The organism is Dyella ginsengisoli LA-4, from assembly GCF_000334915.1.
GTDB lineage: Bacteria > Pseudomonadota > Gammaproteobacteria > Xanthomonadales > Rhodanobacteraceae > Dyella_A > Dyella_A ginsengisoli_A.
On record NZ_AMSF01000053.1, the window covers coordinates 25,790 to 42,476 of the forward strand.

Sequence of the window (16,687 nt, forward strand, 5' to 3'; positions counted from 1 at the left end):
GCAAGCCCATCAAGGAAGGCCGCCTCCGGGCGGCCTTTCTGTTTCCGTTGCCGCGCGTCACTCCTGCAGCATGCGGTCGATCAGGGTCATCACACGCTGGACCGCGCCCTGCTCGCTGGCGAAGACATCGTGCGCGCACCGCCCCATCTGCCCCAGTGTCGGAGCATCCCGCAGCAACTGCTGAACGGCGGCACCGAGCCGGTCGCCGCTCTCGATCCGGGCCGCCCCTCCCTCGCGGACGAGCGTCTGCGTGATGTCGTCGAAATTGAAAGTGTGCGGCCCCACCAGCACCGGCCGCGACAGCGACGCCGGCTCGAGCACGTTGTGGCCGCCGATCGGCACCAGGCTGCCACCGACAAACGCAAGATCCGACGCGGCGAAAAACGGCATCAGCTCGCCCATCGCGTCGATCACGAACACTTGGTGCACCGCTGCGGGAACCCGATCGGCGCTGCGTGTCCCCGCGGTGAAGCCGAGATTCCGCACCAGATGTTCGACCAGCCGGAAACGATCGGGATGGCGCGGCGCCAGCAGCAGCAGGGCGTCGGGCAGGCGTTGCAGCACTTCCAGGTGAGCCTCCAGCACGGCCAGCTCTTCACCCTCATGGGTGCTTGCCGCCATCCAGACGGGGCGCAGGCGTCCCCAGCGATCGCGCATCGCCTCGCCGTCCACCTTCGCCTGCCCGGGCACCGGCATGTCGAACTTGAGGTTGCCGCTGACTACCACCCGCTCGGCCGGCGCGCCAAGCACCCGGTAGCGCGCGGCATCGGTGCGCGACTGCGCCGCCACGAGACTCACGCAACGCAGCGCGGCCCGCACCAGTCCGCGTGCGGGTCGGTAGCCGCGCATCGAGCGCTCCGAGAGCCGCGCGTTGACGATCATCAGCGGAATCCCGCGCCGGCGGCACGCGAAGTAGAGGTTCGGCCAGATCTCCGTCTCGACGATCACCGCCAGCCGCGGACGCACCCGCAGCAGAAAGCGCCGCACCGCGAACGGCAGGTCGTAGGGGAGATACACATGGAACACGCTGTCGCCGAACAGCTGGCGCACGCGCTCGGAACCGGTCGGCGTCACCGTGGTGACCACCAGTGGCGCGTGGGGGTACGCCAGCCGGAGCGCCTTGATCAACGGCTCGGCCGCATTGACCTCGCCGACGGATACCGCGTGCACCCACAACGAACCGTTCAGCCCGGGCGCGGGGAACAGTCCGAACCGCTCCGGCCAGCGCTGGTGGTAACTGCCATAGCGGATCCCGCGCGTGAGCAGGCGCAACACGATCACCGGTGTCGCCAGGTACATCAGCAAGGTGTAGAGATAACGCAACGGCAGCATCCCCTGTGCGGTTCGCAAGTATAAAGCGCGCACCCCGCGGCTCGGCGCGGCGCCTTGGCTACAATGTCCGGATGCCCGGCATGCCCCGCCCCCCTTTTCGTGCGTCCCTGCTGTCTCCCCGCCACTGGCCTGCCTGGCTGGGCGTGGGATGCATCTGGTTGATCGCCCGCCTGCCGTATCCCGCGCTGATGCGCGTGGGGCGCTGGCTGGGTGCGCTCGCCATGCGCATCGACTCGGCCCGCCGCCCGGTCGCCGAGGCGAACATCGCGCTTTGCTTTCCCGAGCTCGACGCAGGCCAGCAGGCTGCGCTGGTCGACGCCCACCTGCGCGACATCGGCCTGATGCTGGTCGAATTCGCCCTCGGCTGGATGGGGCGGGACCAGGCGATCGCCCGCCTGCCGCTGAGCATCGAGGGACTGGAGCATCTGGAGCAAGCGCGCGCTGCGGGCAAGGGGGTGCTGCTGGTCGGCGGTCATTTTTCTCACCTGGAACTGTGCGCCCGGCTGGTCTCCCAGCGCATCCGCATTGCCGGCATGTACCGCCGCATGGACTCGACCGTGTTCGAGTGGGTGGTACTGCGCTCGCGCCTGCACTATGCCGACGCGATGTTCGAGAAGGACGATATCCGTGGCACCGTCAAATACCTGCGCGGCGGCGGCACGCTGTGGTACGCCCCGGACCAGGACATGCGCAGCAAGGACAGCGTGTTCGTGCCGTTTTTCGGCGTACCTGCGGCCACCATCACCGCCACCCATCACCTGGCGCGCATGGGCAACGCCGTGGTGATTCCGTTCTTCCACCGTCGCCTGCCGGACAACGGTGGTTATGCGCTGCGCCTGGGGGCGCCGCTTCAGGGCATTCCAAGCGACGACGTGCTGGAGGACACCGCCCGGGTCAACGCCTGCATCGAGCAGATGGCGCGCGAGGCGCCCGAGCAGTACCTGTGGGTACACAAGCGCTTCAAGACCCGCCCGGAGGGCATGCTCCCGGTGTATCGGCGCTAGGGTTGGCGGTCACGGCGCCGCTGCTCACGGGCTTCGTGCAGCTTGGCGTATTTGAGAAACGCGTAGAACGCCCCGGTGACGCTGGCGATGAAGCCGGCCCAGCCGTTGAGGAAATAGCGCTTGCCGATGTACTGGCGCAGGAAGAACAGCGGCGGGTAAAGCACCATGCGCAGGCCGGTGAAGCGCTGACGCCTGCGCAGCTTGTACGCCACCATGCCGGTCGTGTAACGGTTGATCTTGTCCACACGGGTGGCAATGTCGCGGTCACCGTCGTTGACGAAATCCGCGCCACGCAATGTCTTCACCGGCCCGTCCACTTCCACCGCCGCGTGCACCTCGACGTCGTTCATGCGGCCGCGCCGGCGGTCGAACAGGCGCAGGTGGCCGTTGCGCCAGGTTCGCCGGTGCTGCACGGTCCAGAACATGCGCTCGCGGCGGGGCAGGCGGAAGCCGGCGTAGCGCGGGTGTTCCAACGCCCGCTCGATCGCTTCGCGCGTGCCCGGCGAAAGGATCTCGTCGGCGTCGAGGTTGAGCACCCAGTCGTGGCGCGCCATGTCGATCGCACGCTGCTTCTGCGGGCCGTAGTCATCGAACGGATGCACCGCCACGCGCGCGCGATGGCGCTCCGCGATGGCGACGGTGTCGTCGGTGGAGCCGGAATCGAGCACCACGATTTCGTCGGCCCAGTCCACCTCGCGCAGGCAGGCGTCGAGGGTGTCGGCGTTGTTGTAGGTGATCACCACCACCGACAGCGGTTCACGCGGCATCGGCACGCTCCTCCGGCAGGGCGCCGAGCGACGCGCACCACAGGCCGAGCAGCCAGGCGAACAGCAACCCCCACCAGGCCGAGTAGAACGCCAGGTGCGTGTTCAGCGGAAACAGCATCGCGCCCAGCGCCACCGTGGCCGGAAAGGCCAGCGCGCGCGCCTCGCCCCCGACCCGCCGCCAGTAGCGCAGCGCCCAGGCCAGCGCGGCGAGCCATAGCAGCAGCCCGATCGCGCCGGTCTCGGTGAGCACCTCCAGCACGACCTGGTGGGCGTGGCAGGCGCCCTCGCCCACACCGCAGGCCTCCGCCGTGACGAAATGGTCGTTGGCCGGTGCGAACTCCGGGTAGGCATAGCGGTAGCCGCGCACGCCGACGCCGTTGATCGGATGCGCCGCAATCATGCGCAGGCTGGTACCCCAGATGTCGAGCCGCCCGGTCAGCGCCTGGTCCACCGCGTGCTCGCTGCCGCTGAAGACCTCCAGCGTGCGCTCCATGCGTGCATGGAAGCGGGTCGAGGTCTTCCACGCCAGCGCGCCGGCCAGCGCTAGCACCACGGCAGCAACCAGCCCGAACGCCAGGAACCGGCGCAACGAGCCCAGTTCCCGCCAGGCGAACGCCAGCACCACCACCGCATAGCAGACCCACGCCGCGCGCGAACCGGCCAGCAATACCGGCCCGAGCAGTACCAGCGCGGCCAGCCACAAAGCCCAGCGCCCCCACCGTGCGTGCGCAGCCCACAGCACGAACGGCGAGAGTACGGCGAGGGTCGGCCCCAGCTTGAGATTGTCGGCGCCGAAGATGCCGGACAGCCGTACGGCGTCGGCATGTCCGCCCAGGCTCCAACCGGTCAGTGCCTGTACCCAGGCGTCGAGTACCCAGAGCACGACTACCGCGGCTACCGCGACGTAGAGCGTACGCACGCGGTCGGCCCGCCGCAGGGCGAAGCAGGCGTAGATACCCAGCGGCGCGAAACGCAGCAGGCCCGCGACCGTCTCCCAGCTCTTGCCCGGCGCCACCGAATCCAGCGAGGAGACCAGCGCCGCACCCACGTAGCCGGCCAGGATCACCAGCAGGCAGCGCGCGCCCTCGTGCTGTGACAGCGCATGCGGGAAGCGCAGGAACAGCATGACCGTGCCGAACAGGCACAGCGCGGTTCCCAGCTCGGCGCTGCGTCCGAACGGCAGCAGCGCCACCACCAGCCAGAACGGCAGCAGCGGCGAGCGCAGTGCGGCGACAAGGGACGAGGCAAACGGAGGCATGCTGCGACCGGCGTGGAGGAAGCCGGCATTGTAGGGGGAGCGCTCGAATGCGGAGCGATGGCTCACGCAGGGAGTGGGTCAGCGCTTGTCTGCGCCCGCCACTTCCTCATAAAGCTCCAGCGTGGCCTGCTGCATGTCGGCCAGCCGGTAGCTCTGCAGCATCGGGATCGGGGGCGCGACACGCAGCAGTTCCGCCGCCCGCTCGACCAGCTTTTCACGGTCACCCAGCGGCACCCGGCCAGCCGGGTAGAGCTCGGCCAGCAACTCGCCAACCCCGCCGTGCGCATAACCGAGCACCGGACGACACAGCGAGAGCGCCTCCACCACGGTGCGCCCGAAGGCCTCCGGCTTGTTAGACAGCTGCAGCACCAGCGCGGATATCGCGTAGATGTCGCGAATATCGTCGCGCGGCGGCGTCATCACCACCTCTGCCTGCAGTCCGCGCGCGCGGACCAGTTCGCGCAATTCGTCGGCATAGGCCTCGCGCCCGGGTTCGAGCACGCCCAGCAGAAGCAGCCGCGCCGCCACGCCGCGGTCGCGCAGGTCGGCGAGCAGTTCGATGGCGTCGTGGTGACCCTTCAAGCGGGTGCCGCGCCCGGGCAGGGTAAGCAGGGGGGCACCGTCGAGCTGCGGGAATTCGGCGAAGAACGCCTTCTGCCAGGCATCGTCGGGGCGGTGGCCGTAAGGGAAGGCCTCGGGATCGATGCCGCGGGGTATCACCCGCACCCGCGCCGGCTCCAGCCAGCGGTAGTGACCCAATACGTAGGCGCGCACGGTCTGCGACACGGCAATCACGCGCTCGCCGCGGAGCATCACCGCGCTGTATCGACCCGGCGAGTTGAGGCCGTGCACGGTGGTGATGAAGTGCGGCTTGCGCTCCATGCCACGGATCGCCAGACGACCGATCCAGGCCGGCATCCGCGAGCGGGCGTGAACGATGTCGGCATCCAGCGACTTCAGCACCCGGCGCACCGCACCCACCCGGGTGAGCGTGCCAAGCGACTTGCGACCGATATCCAGCGTGACGTGCTCGCTGCCCTCGGCCAGCAGACGCTCGACCAACCGTCCCCCGGCCGACACCACCACCGAACGGTGCCCGGCCGCCACCAGCGCGCGGGCGATCTCCAGCGCGGACCGTTCGGCCCCGCCGGAATGGAGCGCCGGGATCAGCTGGACCACGGTCAGGACCCTGGCGGGATGACTGGCGGCTGCAGGCATGGTGTCTTGCATCAAGGCCTTCATCCCTTCAGGCAAGCAGCGATCGTGCCTAAAGCCGCGATCCGGCCGAAGTTTCCGGCCTCATGATCAGTCGCGCAGGACGTAATGCGCGCCGCAGTAGGGACAGGTGGACTCGCCGCCGTCGTCGACGATCGGCAGGTAGACCTTCGGATGGGAGTTCCACAGGGCCATGCCGGGCATCGGACAGGACAACGGAAGGTCGCTGAGCGTCACTTCGTAACGATTTTGGGCATTCGCCGGGATCGGCGTCACCGCGCCGGAAGGGGTCGACATGGGGAACTCCGGAGGGATCGGACTCAACCCCGAATCATAGCAGCCCGTCGGCGCCGATCAGGCCATCGCGGCGCCACGGCGGCGGCCTGGTTCAGGCAGCCGTAAAGACAGCAAAAAGGGCCGCGTCCGGAAGGACGCGACCCTGCGGGTGGCGGAACGGATCGGGAGTTACTTGGCCTTGGCGGCCTCGGCCTCGGTGGTGATGCGGATCTGGATCTCGTCGCTGACCGCCGGCACATAGGCGCCGACGCCGAAATCCGAACGCTTGATCGTCGCGGTGGCGTCGAAGCCGATCGCCGGCACCTTCAGCATCGGGTGCATGCCGGCCTTGTTGAGCGTGGCATCCAGCACCACCGGCCTGGTCACGCCATGCACGGTGAGGTCGCCGGTAACCTTGAACTTGTCGCCGCCCATCGGCTCGACCCTGGTGCTCTTGAAAGTCACCACCGGGTACTTGTCGGCGTTGAAGAAGTCCGGCTTCTTCAGGTGCTCGTCAAGCGCAGCCACGTGGGTGTCCAGCTTGGACAGCGGCATCGTCACGTCCACGCTCGACCTGGCCGGATCGGCGGCATCGAACACCAGCGTGCCCCGGGCGATGCCGAGGTCGGCGGTCGGGTTGGAGAAACCGAAATGGTTCCAGCTGAACAGCACCATGGTGTGGGTCGGATCCAGCTTGTAGGTGACTGGAGCGGCCTGGGCGGCCAGGGTGGCGCCGAGCAGGCCGGCAAAAGCGAGGATCTTGATCGCGCGCATGGGTGAACTCCTGTAGCAGGTGGGTCGGCGGTGCGCCGGCGGGTGGCGGAAAAGGGATCGGTCAGGCGATCGTGCAGGCTTCGTCGAACGACAGGCGCGGGCTGCGCGGGAACAGGTCGCGGCTGGGGTCGCCGTAACCCAGGTTGACCAGGAAGTTGGACTTGACCGAGGTACCGGCGAAGAACGCCCCATCCACCCCGGCGTTGTCGAACCCGGACATCGGGCCGCAATCCAGGCCCACGGCGCGCGCGGCCAGGATCAGATAGGCGCCCTGCAGCGTGGCGTTGCGGAACGCGGTGGTGTCGATCAGCGGCTGGTTGCCCTCGAACCAGCTCTTCGCGTCGGCGTGCGGAAACAGCTGCGGCAGCTTCTCGTGGAAGGCGTGGTCGTTGGCGACGATCGCGGTGACCGGAGCGGCCATGGTCTTGGCGCGGTTGCCCTCGGACAGGAACGGCGACAGTTTCGCCTTCGCCTCGGCCGACTTCACGAACACCAGCCGCATCGGCGAACTGTTCGCACTGGTCGGACCGAACTTCAGCAGGTCGTAAAGCTGGTGCAGCTGCGCGTCGGTGACCTCCCGGTCCTGCCACGCGTTGAACGTGCGGGCTTCGCGGAAGAGCTGGTCGAGGGCGGTATCGGAAAGCATCTCGCTCATGGGTATCCTTGTTCCGGCGTGACGCGCCGATGCTGGCGCAGGAAGCCGCCAGTGTACGTGGGCGGCCCAGCCCACAGGACCCCGCCGCGTGGAACGAACTGTGCTCGATCCGGAAACAATCGTCGTGGCGACGCGCGCATGCTGAGGTCCGCCGGCGAGTGCTGGGCGATCACCGACGGCGCCGCCGGCAACCAGCGGCAGGCGCTGGCGCTGGCCGAGCGGCTCGCCATGCCCGTCCGTCACCTGGTGCTGGAGCCGCGCGCGCCCTGGTCGTGGTTCGCGCCGCGCCTGCTCTCCGGCGGCCGGCTCGCCCTGCCCGCGGCACAGCGCGAACTGTTCGCCCCACCGTGGCCAGTGGCCGCGATCGGCTGCGGCCGCGCCGCGGCGCTGTTCACGCGGATGCTGCGCAGACTCTCCGATGGTGACTGCTTCACCGTGCAGATTCTCGATCCGCGCATCGATCCGGGCGAATGGGACATGGTCATCGCGCCACGGCACGACGAGCTCGCCGGACCCAACGTGCTGCATCCGGTCGGCTCGCTGAATCCGGTCGACGACGCCTGGCTGGACGACGCCCGCGAGGCGTTTGCCGCCCTCGGCGGGCTGCCGGGGCCACGCCTCGGCGTGCTGCTCGGCGGTCCGCGGCGTGGCATCCCGATGGACGCGGGCTACGCCCGCGCGCTGGGTGACGCGGTACGCCGACAGGTCGCCGGGAGCGGCGGCAGCGCCATGGTGGTCGCATCGCGACGGACGCCATCGTCACTCTCCGATGCGGTGGGTCATGCCGTGCGCGACCTGCCCGGCCTGTTCTGGCGCGACCCATCGGACGGTCCCAACCCCTACCCGGGCGTGCTCGGTTGGGCGGACCGGCTGCTGGTGACGCCGGACTCGGTCAACATGCTGAGCGAGGCCTGCGCGGTCGGCTGCCCGGTTGAAACACTGGCACCCGCTCCACTGCCGCCGCGCATCGCGAGCTTCCACCGCGCCCTGCGCGACGGCGGCTGGCTCGGCGATGGTGGCGCAGCCGCCGGACCGTTACGCGAAACCGCGACGCTCGCTGCCCAGGTGGGCCTGGCGATCCGCGCCAGGCACGCGGACATCGACCTCTCCTAGGACTCGAAGGCGAACCCCAGCGCACGCGTCACCGCCTGCACCGTGGCGACCAGTTGCATCAGCTCCGGCTCGCGTTCGCCGATGCGCGAGCGCAGGTCGAGCGTGCAGGTCAGCGCACGCTGCAGCAGCTCGGCGTGGGCGTGCAGGAAGACCTCGGCCTGACCGGCGTCGAGCAGGGCCGCATCACGGCAGGCTTCGATCAGGGCCGCGTTGCTGGTCATCTCGAGCAGGCTCGGATGGCGCACCGCGTGGGCGAGGACCAACCCCTGCAGGGCAAACTCGATGTCCAGCAGGCCACCCGGTCCCTGCTTCAGGTCGAAGCGCGACGGGTCTGAGCGATCGCGCTCGGCGCGCCAGCGGCGACGCATGCTCGACACCTCGTCGTACACCACGTCCACATCGCGCGCGATCGCCAGGATCTCCCGCCGAAGCGCCGCCAGGTCGGCATGCAACGCGACGTCGCCGACCACCGGCCGCGCACGCAGCAGGGCCTGGTGCTCCCAGGTCCAGGCACGCCCCCGCTGGTAGGCGGCGAACGCATCGAAGCTGGATACCAGCAGGCCCTTGGAGCCATCCGGGCGCAGCCGGGTATCGACCTCGTACAGGCGGCCGGCGCGGGTCATCATGGTGAGCCAGTTCATCACCCGCTGCGCCAGCCGCTGGTACCAGCGGGAACCTTCCAGCGGGCGCGGGCCATCGCTCATCGCCTGCGCGCGGCGGCCGTCGTAGACGAACACCAGGTCCAGGTCCGAGGCGAAACCCAGCTCTTCGCCGCCAAGGCTGCCATAGCCCAGCACGGCGAAGCCCGAGCCCTCGCCCGGCAATCGTCCGTGCTGGGCGGCGAGTTCGCGCTCGGCCAGCGCGGTTATCGCCACCACCACCGATTCGGCCAGTGCGGCCAGCCGTCGCGCGGTGGACACCGCGTCGGCGCGGCCATCGCTGAAGGCCAGACCCAGCCGGAATGCCACGCTGGCCTTGAACTCGTTGATGCGGTCCAGCTCGGCCTCGGCCTCGCGCTCGTCGAGCGTCGACAGCACACGGGCGATCTCCGCGCTGATGTCGGCGCGCTTGAGCGGCAACTGATCGATCCGCGGATCGAGCACGTCGTCCAGCAGCAGCGGCTGTGCGATCACCCGCTCGGCGAGGAAGGCCCGGTCGGCGAACAGCCGCGCCAGCCTTCGCCGCGCCGCCGGCTGCTCCTCCAGCAGGGCCAGGTAGGACGAGCGCCGTGCCACCGCCTGCACCAATTGCACCAGGCGCAGCAGGCAGGCCACCGGCGCGGCGGTCTGCCGCGCGGCGATCAGCAGCTGCGGCATCACCCGGTCCAGCCGCTCGCGCGAACCGGGCGACATGGCGCGCACGTTCGAGCCCTGCGGCAGTTTCACCAGCGCCTCGGCCGCGGCATCGCCGGGCACAAAGCCCGAGCCCTCCATCGCCGCCGGCTCCAGCGTGCCGGCGCAGGCGTCGTGCCACAGCCGGGTGTCGGCGACCGGGGCGCTGGCGGCACGTCCGCCCTGCGGCATCAGCACGGCAGCGAACTCCTCGCTGACCACGGCGCGGTGTCGCGCCAGCTCGGCGGCCAGCGCCGGCCAGTCGTCATGGCCCAGGCCACGGGCGATCCGCTCGCGGCTGAGCGCGTCCTCGGGGATGTCGTGGGTCTGCGCGTCGCGCAGCATCTGCACCCGGTTCTCCACCCGGCGCAGGCAAAGGTAGGCCTCGCGCAGCGCACGCGCGCGCACCGCCGGAATGTGGCCGCGCGCCTCGCAGGCGGTGAGCGCCGGCAGCAGGCCGCGCACGCGCAGGGTCGGCTCGCGGCCGCCGCGGATCAGCTGGGTGAGCTGCACGATGAACTCGATCTCGCGGATGCCGCCCGGGCCGAGCTTGAGGTTGTCGGCCAGGTCCTTGCGGGCGACTTCGGCGTCGATCAGCGCCTTCATCTCGCGCAGCCCGGCGAACGCCGTGTAGTCGAGGTACTTGCGGTAGACGAACGGTCGCAGCAGCTCCTGCAGCTGCTTGCCGGCCACCCGGTCGCCGGCGACCGGGCGCGCCTTGATCCAGGCGTAGCGCTCCCAGTCGCGCCCCTCGCTCTGGTAGTACTGCTCCATCGCGGCGAACGGCAGCGCCAGCCGCCCGGCCGTGCCGAACGGCCGCAGGCGCAGATCGACCCGGGCACAGATGCCGTCGACGGTCGGCTCGTTCAGCAGGCGCACCAGCTGGCGCACCAGCCGGACGAAGTACTCGCTGTTGTCCAGGCCCCGCGCACCGTCGCTCTGGCCGCCCTGCGGGTAGGCCATCACCAGGTCGATGTCCGAGGAGAAGTTCAGCTCGCCGCCGCCGAGCTTGCCGAAACCCACCACCACCAGCCGCTGCAGGCTGCCGTCGGCGGCGCGCGGCTGGCCATAGCGGCCGGCCAGCATCTGCTCGGACCAGGCCAGCGCCCGATCGAGCAGCACCTCGTAGAGCACGCTGGTGTCGGCCAGCGTGGTCGGCACGTCATCCAGGTCGTTGACGTCGCGGAACACCAGCCGCAGCGACTCGGCCCGGCGGAACCGACGCAGCAGCGACAGCGTTTCGGCCTCGTCCACCGGCAGACGCAAGGCCTCGCCGCGCGACGCCGCGTCGGAAGAGGAGCGCAGGCGTTCCAGTCCCGCCGGAGCGAGCAGTTGCGGCTGGCTGCGCCAGACTTCGAACGCAAAGTCGCTGGCCAGCAGGGTGCGCCGGATGCGCTCGGCGACGCCGGCATCGTCCTGCACGGCCACGCCCGCGCCGCGGCAGGCCGCCACCAGCTGGGCGTAGCGATCGTCGATCAGCGCCTGCAGCGCAGTGGATTCGGGAGCATTCATGGCGGTCATTGTGCCGCAGCCGCCAATACAGACCGGCGACCCGACCCCGGAAAGTCGTGTTCCGGCCCATGCCGGCTGTTCATCTGGACGGCGTTACATTCGTGCGTCCAGATCGTGACATTTTACGGACAGCCATGAACCCCTCTCCCGATCGCCCGGTTCGCCTGCGCCCTGCCTGGCAGAAAGCCCTGGCGCTGGCGGTCATGGTGCTGGCGTTCACCCTGCTCACCGGCACCATCGATGGCGGCGTCGGCGTGGTGCCGGGGCGACTGCTGGACCAGCCGACCTACGTGTTCGCCAATGCGTTGCCCGGGCTGCTGCTGGCCTTCACCCTGCTGGCACTGACCCGCCGCGCGCTGCTGTCTTTCGGCCTGGCACTGGCCGCCGAGGGACTGGTGTATGCGGTGAACAGGCTCAAGGTGGACAACCTGGGGACGCCGCTGATCCCGGCGGACTTCCACATGCTTGGCCAGCTCGACAAGGGCGGCATGCACGTGCTCGGCGCCTATCTGCCGCACAGCCCGTGGCCTTACCTGGCTATCGTCGCCGCCATCGCGCTGGTGGTGGCACTCTGGCGGCTCGAGCCCCCCTTCCTGGCCAGGCGGCCGCGCCCTCCCAGGATCACTGCGGGTGCCGTTTGCTTCGTCCTGCTGGCGACCCTGCTGGCCGGCACCCCGGCCTGGGCGAAGCTCTACAACGGACGCATGCTGTGGCTGGAGCCGTGGTCGGCCAGCTCGACCGCCACCCACTCGGGCCTGGTCAGCTCGCTGATGATCTACCACCTGCAATACGGCAAGCACGACCGCAAGCCCGACCCCTCCGCCGCGCGCGAGCTGATCGGCCGCAACGACGACGCGCTGCGGCAGGAGCTCCAGACGCCGGCTACCGAGGGCGCGCAGCCGGACATCGTGGTGGTGCAGAGCGAATCGTTCTTCGACCCGCGCATCCTCAAGGGATACCAGCACGCCGATCTGACCCCGAACCTGGATCGCCTGGCCCGCCACGGCATCAGCGGGGCGCTGCACGTGCCGACCTTCGGCGGCGGCACCATCCGCACCGAGTTCGAGGTGCTCACCGGACTGTCGCTACGCTACTTCCGCAACCTGCAGTTCCCCTACCTGCAGCTCAACGCCAAGGTCGTGCCCAGCCTGGTGCGCACGCTGCGTGCGCACGGCTACGAGACGGTGGCGATCCACGGCAACGACCCGTCGTTCTGGAACCGCACCAGCGCATTCAAGGCGATCGGCTTCGACCGGTTCGTCTCGCAGTCGTCGTTCCCTCCCAGCGCCACCAACGACGGCCAGTACATGGCCGACCGCGGCATGACCGACGAGATCCTGACCCAGCTGAAAGACAGTGGCCCGCCGCAGTTCCTGTTCGCGATCAGCATCGAGGCGCACGGCCCGTACGACACGGTGCCTGCCGATCCGGCCGCGCGCGACGCGATCCCGGTGCCGGCCGGCATCACCGGCAAGGACAAGCTGGAACTGCAGAATTACCTCTACCACATCGGCCACGCCGACCAGGAACTGGGACGCCTGGCCGCTGCCCTGGCCCGGCGCGACCGGCCGACCCTGCTGATGTTCTACGGCGACCACCTGCCTGCGCTCAGCGGCGTGTTCCAGACCGACGGCTTCGTCGACGGCGGCGACATGCTGGGCGAGCCCGGCACCTGGCTGCTGGTCGACCCGCGCAAGGCGATGAAACCGCAGCACGTGGACACCGCCTCGTGGATGCTGCCCGGCCGGCTGCTGCAGGCGGCGGGCATCCACGATGCCTACTTCGCGCTGACCCAGGTGGTCGGTCCGGACCTGGCCGCGCTGACCCGCGCGCCCGATGCACCGCCGCCGCCGGAAGACGCTCAGGAGCGCCAGACCGACCACGAGATGTCCGACGTCGCCCTGCTGCGACTGGACGGCAAGCTGGAAGCACTGCTTCCGCAGCAGCAGCTCGCCACCTCACCGGCCACCAACGCACCGCCGCCGCATGGACCGTCCGACGGCAGCGTCGGCGCAACGCAGTAAAGGCGGCCGTCCGGGCGGCGACACGCCGCCCGGACGGCCCATGGCTCAGAACTTCCAGACGATCCCGCCCCGGACAGCACCGTCCACGCTGCGATGGCCAAGCAGGCCGTCGTACGCGAGGGTGAGCGTGGTGCTGCGCGACAGCGGCAGGGCCAGGTCCGCGTCCAGCACCATCGCATCGCGCGCCATCGGCACGCCGTCGACGACGAAGCTCGAGCTGCCGTCGAACGTCATCGCCGCGTCCGGCCGAAGCCGACCGAAGCCGTGGCGCCAGCCCAGCTGCACGTGCGCGTCGAGCACGCTGTGGCGGAAGGCGAAACGGGTGCCCGCGCGCGCGCCCAGCGTGCCATAGGCCACCACATCGTCCTGCCCCTGCACGGCCAGGGCGGACGCACCGCCGCGCTCGGCAAAGGCTGGGCTGGCCAGGCGCACGCAGGCCGCGCGGGCAAACGGCTCCAGCGCCACGCCGTGCCAGGACATCAGGCGCCCGATCTCGGCGAAAGCCTGCGCGGTGCTCGCATGGCCATGCGCGAACAGGCGCTCGGAGAAGCCGCCGAACGCCGCGGTGCGCGCCGCATCGAACCGATGCCAGCTGTACGCGAGGGCGCCGCGCAGGCGCCAGTTGCCACGCTGCTCTCCGGCGTAGACGCCCAGGTGTGTGTCGTCGCTGCGGTCGGTGCCGGCGCGGGTGGGCACGCGCAGCGAGGTGCGGGTATAGCCCGCCATCGCACCGATGCGGGATGCCTCGCCCACCGGCAGGTCGCCACCGACCATCGCGCCACCCAGCGAGCGGGCTGCGCCGGCCGCGTTGCCGTCGCCAGCACGGTGACCCCAGGCGCCGAGCACCTGGCCCCACGCGGTGAAGCCGTGGCTGCCCGGCGTACCGGTCGCGGGGCCGGCGGCAAGGTCATCGCCACTGGCCTGCACCAACCGGCCATCGGCCGCGTCCCGGATGAAGCGACTGTCGTCGAGCAGGGTGCCCCGAAAACTCGGATGGATGTCGCCGGAAAGCGTATCGCCCGCGTTGCGGATCGCGGCATCGGTCGGCTGGTTGGCGACCGCGGTGAACACCGGGTTGGCAACGGCAAGCGTCTGCACGCCACCGAGCGCGGCCCGCTGGTTCCGGGTCCCGTCGATGCTGGCGAGGCTGCGCTGCTGGACCACGTCGAGATAGACGTGATCGGCATCGTAGGCAGGTGCCACACCGAGCACTGCGCTGACCGCACCGTGGCCGGCCAGGGTATACCGCCCCTGCACGCCCCGCCCCGCGCTCAGCACGATGTAGCGCGAGCCGGCCTGGTAGAACCGGCCTGGCACGGATGGCGCAGCTCCGAGCAGGGCCCCGGCGGCCAGGGTGGCCGAACCGTTGACGACGATGCCGGCGGCGGCGTCCGGCTGGCTGGCCAGCGGCTGCACGCGGAGGGTCGCTCCGGCGGACTGGCGGTAGTCGCCTGCGGCGAGCAGGCCCCTTCCATCCGGTGCGATGCCGCCGGCGCTGGCCAGCAGATCGCCGCCGATCCGGCCCTGCCCGGCAAGGATGCCGCTGCTGTCCAGGCCACCGCCGATGTCGCCGCTGTCGTTCAACAGGCCCTGGTTCACCACCGATCCGCCGATACGGCCCTGGTTGTCCAGCACGCCGAGATTGAGGACTCCGCTGGCCAGCGAGCCGGTCAGCAGCAGTTCGCCGCGGGCCGCCACTCCGGTGGTCCCGGTGTAGGTATTGCTGCCGCTGAGCTGCTGGCGTCCTCCCGCGACCACCAGGGCACCGCCGCCCGTCCCGCTCAGGCCACCATCGGCGAGACGGCCGGCGAAATCGCCCGAGGCCCCGGTCAGCATCAGCACGTTGCTGCCAAGCAGCACCTCGCCGCTACCGGAAAGCGAGGCCAGCTCGGTGGCTTGCGCGGTACGCGAGATGTCCAGCGCCCCATCGACCTGCGCACCGGAGGACTGCGCGATGCTGCCCGGCCCGGCCAGGCCCAGCCAGCCGCCATGCTCGATCACCGTCGCGCCGGTGTAGGTGTTGCTGCCGCTGAGGTTGGCCACGCCGCCGGTCATCACCGTGAATGGCCCGTTCCCGGAGATGGTGCCGGCCAGGCCCAGCGGCCCCATCGCCGCGGTCGCAGTGAAGCCGGTAGTGATCGGCGCGTCGGTGACGTAGAAGGGCGTGTAGCCGGTCGACTGGTTGGCCAGGTCGTACATCACCGCGTTGTGCATGAAGAAGCTGATGCCGTAGATCGCGCTGCTCGGGAAGCCGCCGTACGGGCCCAGCGTGACCACGTTGCTGTAGTCGCCACTGGCATCGTTGCCTGTGGTGATCGATGCGGGCAAGGCACCGTGCGCCGCCCCGGTCACCGTGAGGGTGATGCCAGGGTTCTCGTCGCCATACGGATTGAGATGGCCCGCGGTGGTCTCGCCGTCGACCAGGCCCACGCCGTTGTCGATCAGCATGATGTTCGGCGTGCCGGTATCGAACAGCGTGGGCAACACCGCCGAGGAGGTGTGCCTGCCATCGCTCAGCGCATACACGAACTGGGTGTCGAACTGGCTGGCCGAGGGCGCGCCGGACAGCGCGAACTGGCCCTGCGCGCCACCGCTCCAGGACACCACGCTGAGGAACTGCGCCCGCAACGCCGGCGTCAGGCCGAGGATCATGCAACCCTGGCCGCACTGGCCCGGCACGCCGGCACCGCCGTTGGCCTCGACGATGTAGCCGCTCTTGGTGAGCATGCCCGGCACGCCGTTGCCGAAGTCGCCGGCACCGAAGGTGCCATAGAACGCCCCCTCTTCCGGAGCCTTGCCGTCGGCGAGGTTTTTCTGGAAGTCGGTGTCGATCTTGAGCGTCACGTTGCCGACGGTGCCGACCGGATCGCCGGTGGCAGTGGAGCTCACCCAGGCGTAGTTGACGGCGACCGGCGCGCCGGCGGCGGTGCCGAAACTTCCCACCCGCGCACCGGAGCCACTGTTGTAGAACTGCATGCTGGACACGGTCGTGGAGGACTGCAGGTAGCCGTAGCTACCGTCGCCGTACAGATAGAACTGCAGCGGCCCGGTGCTGGCGCCAGCCTCGTTGGGAAACCAGTCGGGCGAGCTGCCCTGCAGGGCGCCCAGGCCCACGTCGATGTTGAAGGAGTCCGAGCCGGTGTCGAACAGGTACTCCTTCGGGGCAGCGCCGTTGACGCCCACGTTGATGCCGAGGCGGTAGCCGTACTGGCCGTTGCCGTAGTCCTGCCTGATCACGTCCAGTGGCACGTCGGTGGTCTGTGCCCAGGCATGGGACGCGAACGCGTACGCCAGTGCGATGGCCAATGGCCGGTATGCAATCTTGCTCACCCCTGTCTCCCCGGTTTTTTCTTGACGGTCTCGTCGGCCCCGACGGGACCGGCCAAAGGGACCGGCAGCCACGCGGGCGACCGGCCCTTTCGCTCA

12 protein-coding genes are annotated in these 16,687 nt (G+C 69.8%); 3 read left to right on the top strand and 9 right to left on the bottom strand.

Annotation, left to right across the window (positions count from 1 at the left end; genetic code table 11):
- Positions 1-57: 57 nt before the first annotated feature.
- Complete coding sequence (gene waaA / locus C693_RS0112340) at positions 58-1,332, bottom strand: lipid IV(A) 3-deoxy-D-manno-octulosonic acid transferase (RefSeq protein ID WP_017462588.1); 1,275 nt, start codon at positions 1,330-1,332, stop codon at positions 58-60.
- Between the two features lie 71 nt (positions 1,333-1,403).
- On the opposite strand from waaA, the gene lpxL reads away from it, so the two are divergent.
- The gene (gene lpxL, locus C693_RS0112345) at positions 1,404-2,336 is read left to right on the top strand and encodes an LpxL/LpxP family Kdo(2)-lipid IV(A) lauroyl/palmitoleoyl acyltransferase (protein WP_026107387.1); all 933 of its coding nucleotides are present in this window, start codon (positions 1,404-1,406) and stop codon (positions 2,334-2,336) included.
- Here the strand turns inward: lpxL and C693_RS0112350 are convergent.
- The 6 genes from C693_RS0112350 to C693_RS0112375 all read right to left on the bottom strand — a co-directional run bounded on the left by C693_RS0112350 (position 2,333) and on the right by C693_RS0112375 (position 7,281).
- On the bottom strand, positions 2,333-3,103 hold the full coding sequence (locus C693_RS0112350; protein ID WP_017462590.1) for a glycosyltransferase family 2 protein: 771 nt from the start codon (positions 3,101-3,103) through the stop codon (positions 2,333-2,335). The genes lpxL and C693_RS0112350 overlap by 4 nt on opposite strands.
- Positions 3,093-4,361, bottom strand: coding sequence for an O-antigen ligase family protein (locus C693_RS0112355; protein WP_043598714.1), 1,269 nt, complete (start codon positions 4,359-4,361; stop codon positions 3,093-3,095). The genes C693_RS0112350 and C693_RS0112355 overlap by 11 nt, the downstream gene beginning before the upstream one ends.
- Positions 4,362-4,439: 78 nt before the next feature.
- Positions 4,440-5,591: a glycosyltransferase gene (locus tag C693_RS0112360; RefSeq protein WP_241762668.1), complete on the bottom strand. Its 1,152-nt coding sequence runs from the start codon at positions 5,589-5,591 to the stop codon at positions 4,440-4,442.
- 75 nt (positions 5,592-5,666) lie between these two features.
- Positions 5,667-5,873: a zinc-finger domain-containing protein gene (locus C693_RS0112365; protein ID WP_017462593.1), complete on the bottom strand. Its 207-nt coding sequence runs from the start codon at positions 5,871-5,873 to the stop codon at positions 5,667-5,669.
- 168 nt (positions 5,874-6,041) lie between these two features.
- Entirely contained in the window at positions 6,042-6,626 is a 585-nt protein-coding gene (locus C693_RS0112370; protein WP_017462594.1) for a YceI family protein, read from the bottom strand.
- Positions 6,627-6,687: 61 nt separating this feature from the next.
- A complete protein-coding gene (locus C693_RS0112375; RefSeq protein ID WP_017462595.1) occupies positions 6,688-7,281 on the bottom strand; it encodes a malonic semialdehyde reductase in 594 nt (197 codons plus the stop codon).
- Positions 7,282-7,419: 138 nt separating this feature from the next.
- On the opposite strand from C693_RS0112375, the gene C693_RS0112380 reads away from it, so the two are divergent.
- Positions 7,420-8,394, top strand: a complete 975-nt coding sequence (locus tag C693_RS0112380; RefSeq protein ID WP_017462596.1) for a mitochondrial fission ELM1 family protein — start codon at positions 7,420-7,422, stop codon at positions 8,392-8,394.
- Here the strand turns inward: C693_RS0112380 and glnE are convergent.
- A complete protein-coding gene (gene glnE, locus C693_RS0112385; protein WP_017462597.1) occupies positions 8,391-11,246 on the bottom strand; it encodes a bifunctional [glutamate--ammonia ligase]-adenylyl-L-tyrosine phosphorylase/[glutamate--ammonia-ligase] adenylyltransferase in 2,856 nt (951 codons plus the stop codon). The genes C693_RS0112380 and glnE overlap by 4 nt on opposite strands.
- Positions 11,247-11,371: 125 nt before the next feature.
- Here glnE and C693_RS21745 point away from each other — a divergent pair, with 125 nt between their 5' ends.
- Positions 11,372-13,261 carry an LTA synthase family protein gene (locus C693_RS21745; RefSeq protein ID WP_017462598.1) on the top strand — a complete coding sequence of 630 codons (1,890 nt, stop codon included), beginning with the start codon at positions 11,372-11,374 and terminating at the stop codon, positions 13,259-13,261.
- A gap of 45 nt (positions 13,262-13,306) precedes the next feature.
- Here C693_RS21745 and C693_RS0112395 read toward each other — a convergent pair whose 3' ends face one another.
- On the bottom strand, positions 13,307-16,591 hold the full coding sequence (locus tag C693_RS0112395) for an autotransporter domain-containing protein (RefSeq protein WP_017462599.1): 3,285 nt from the start codon (positions 16,589-16,591) through the stop codon (positions 13,307-13,309).
- Between the last annotated feature and the right edge of the window lie 96 nt (positions 16,592-16,687).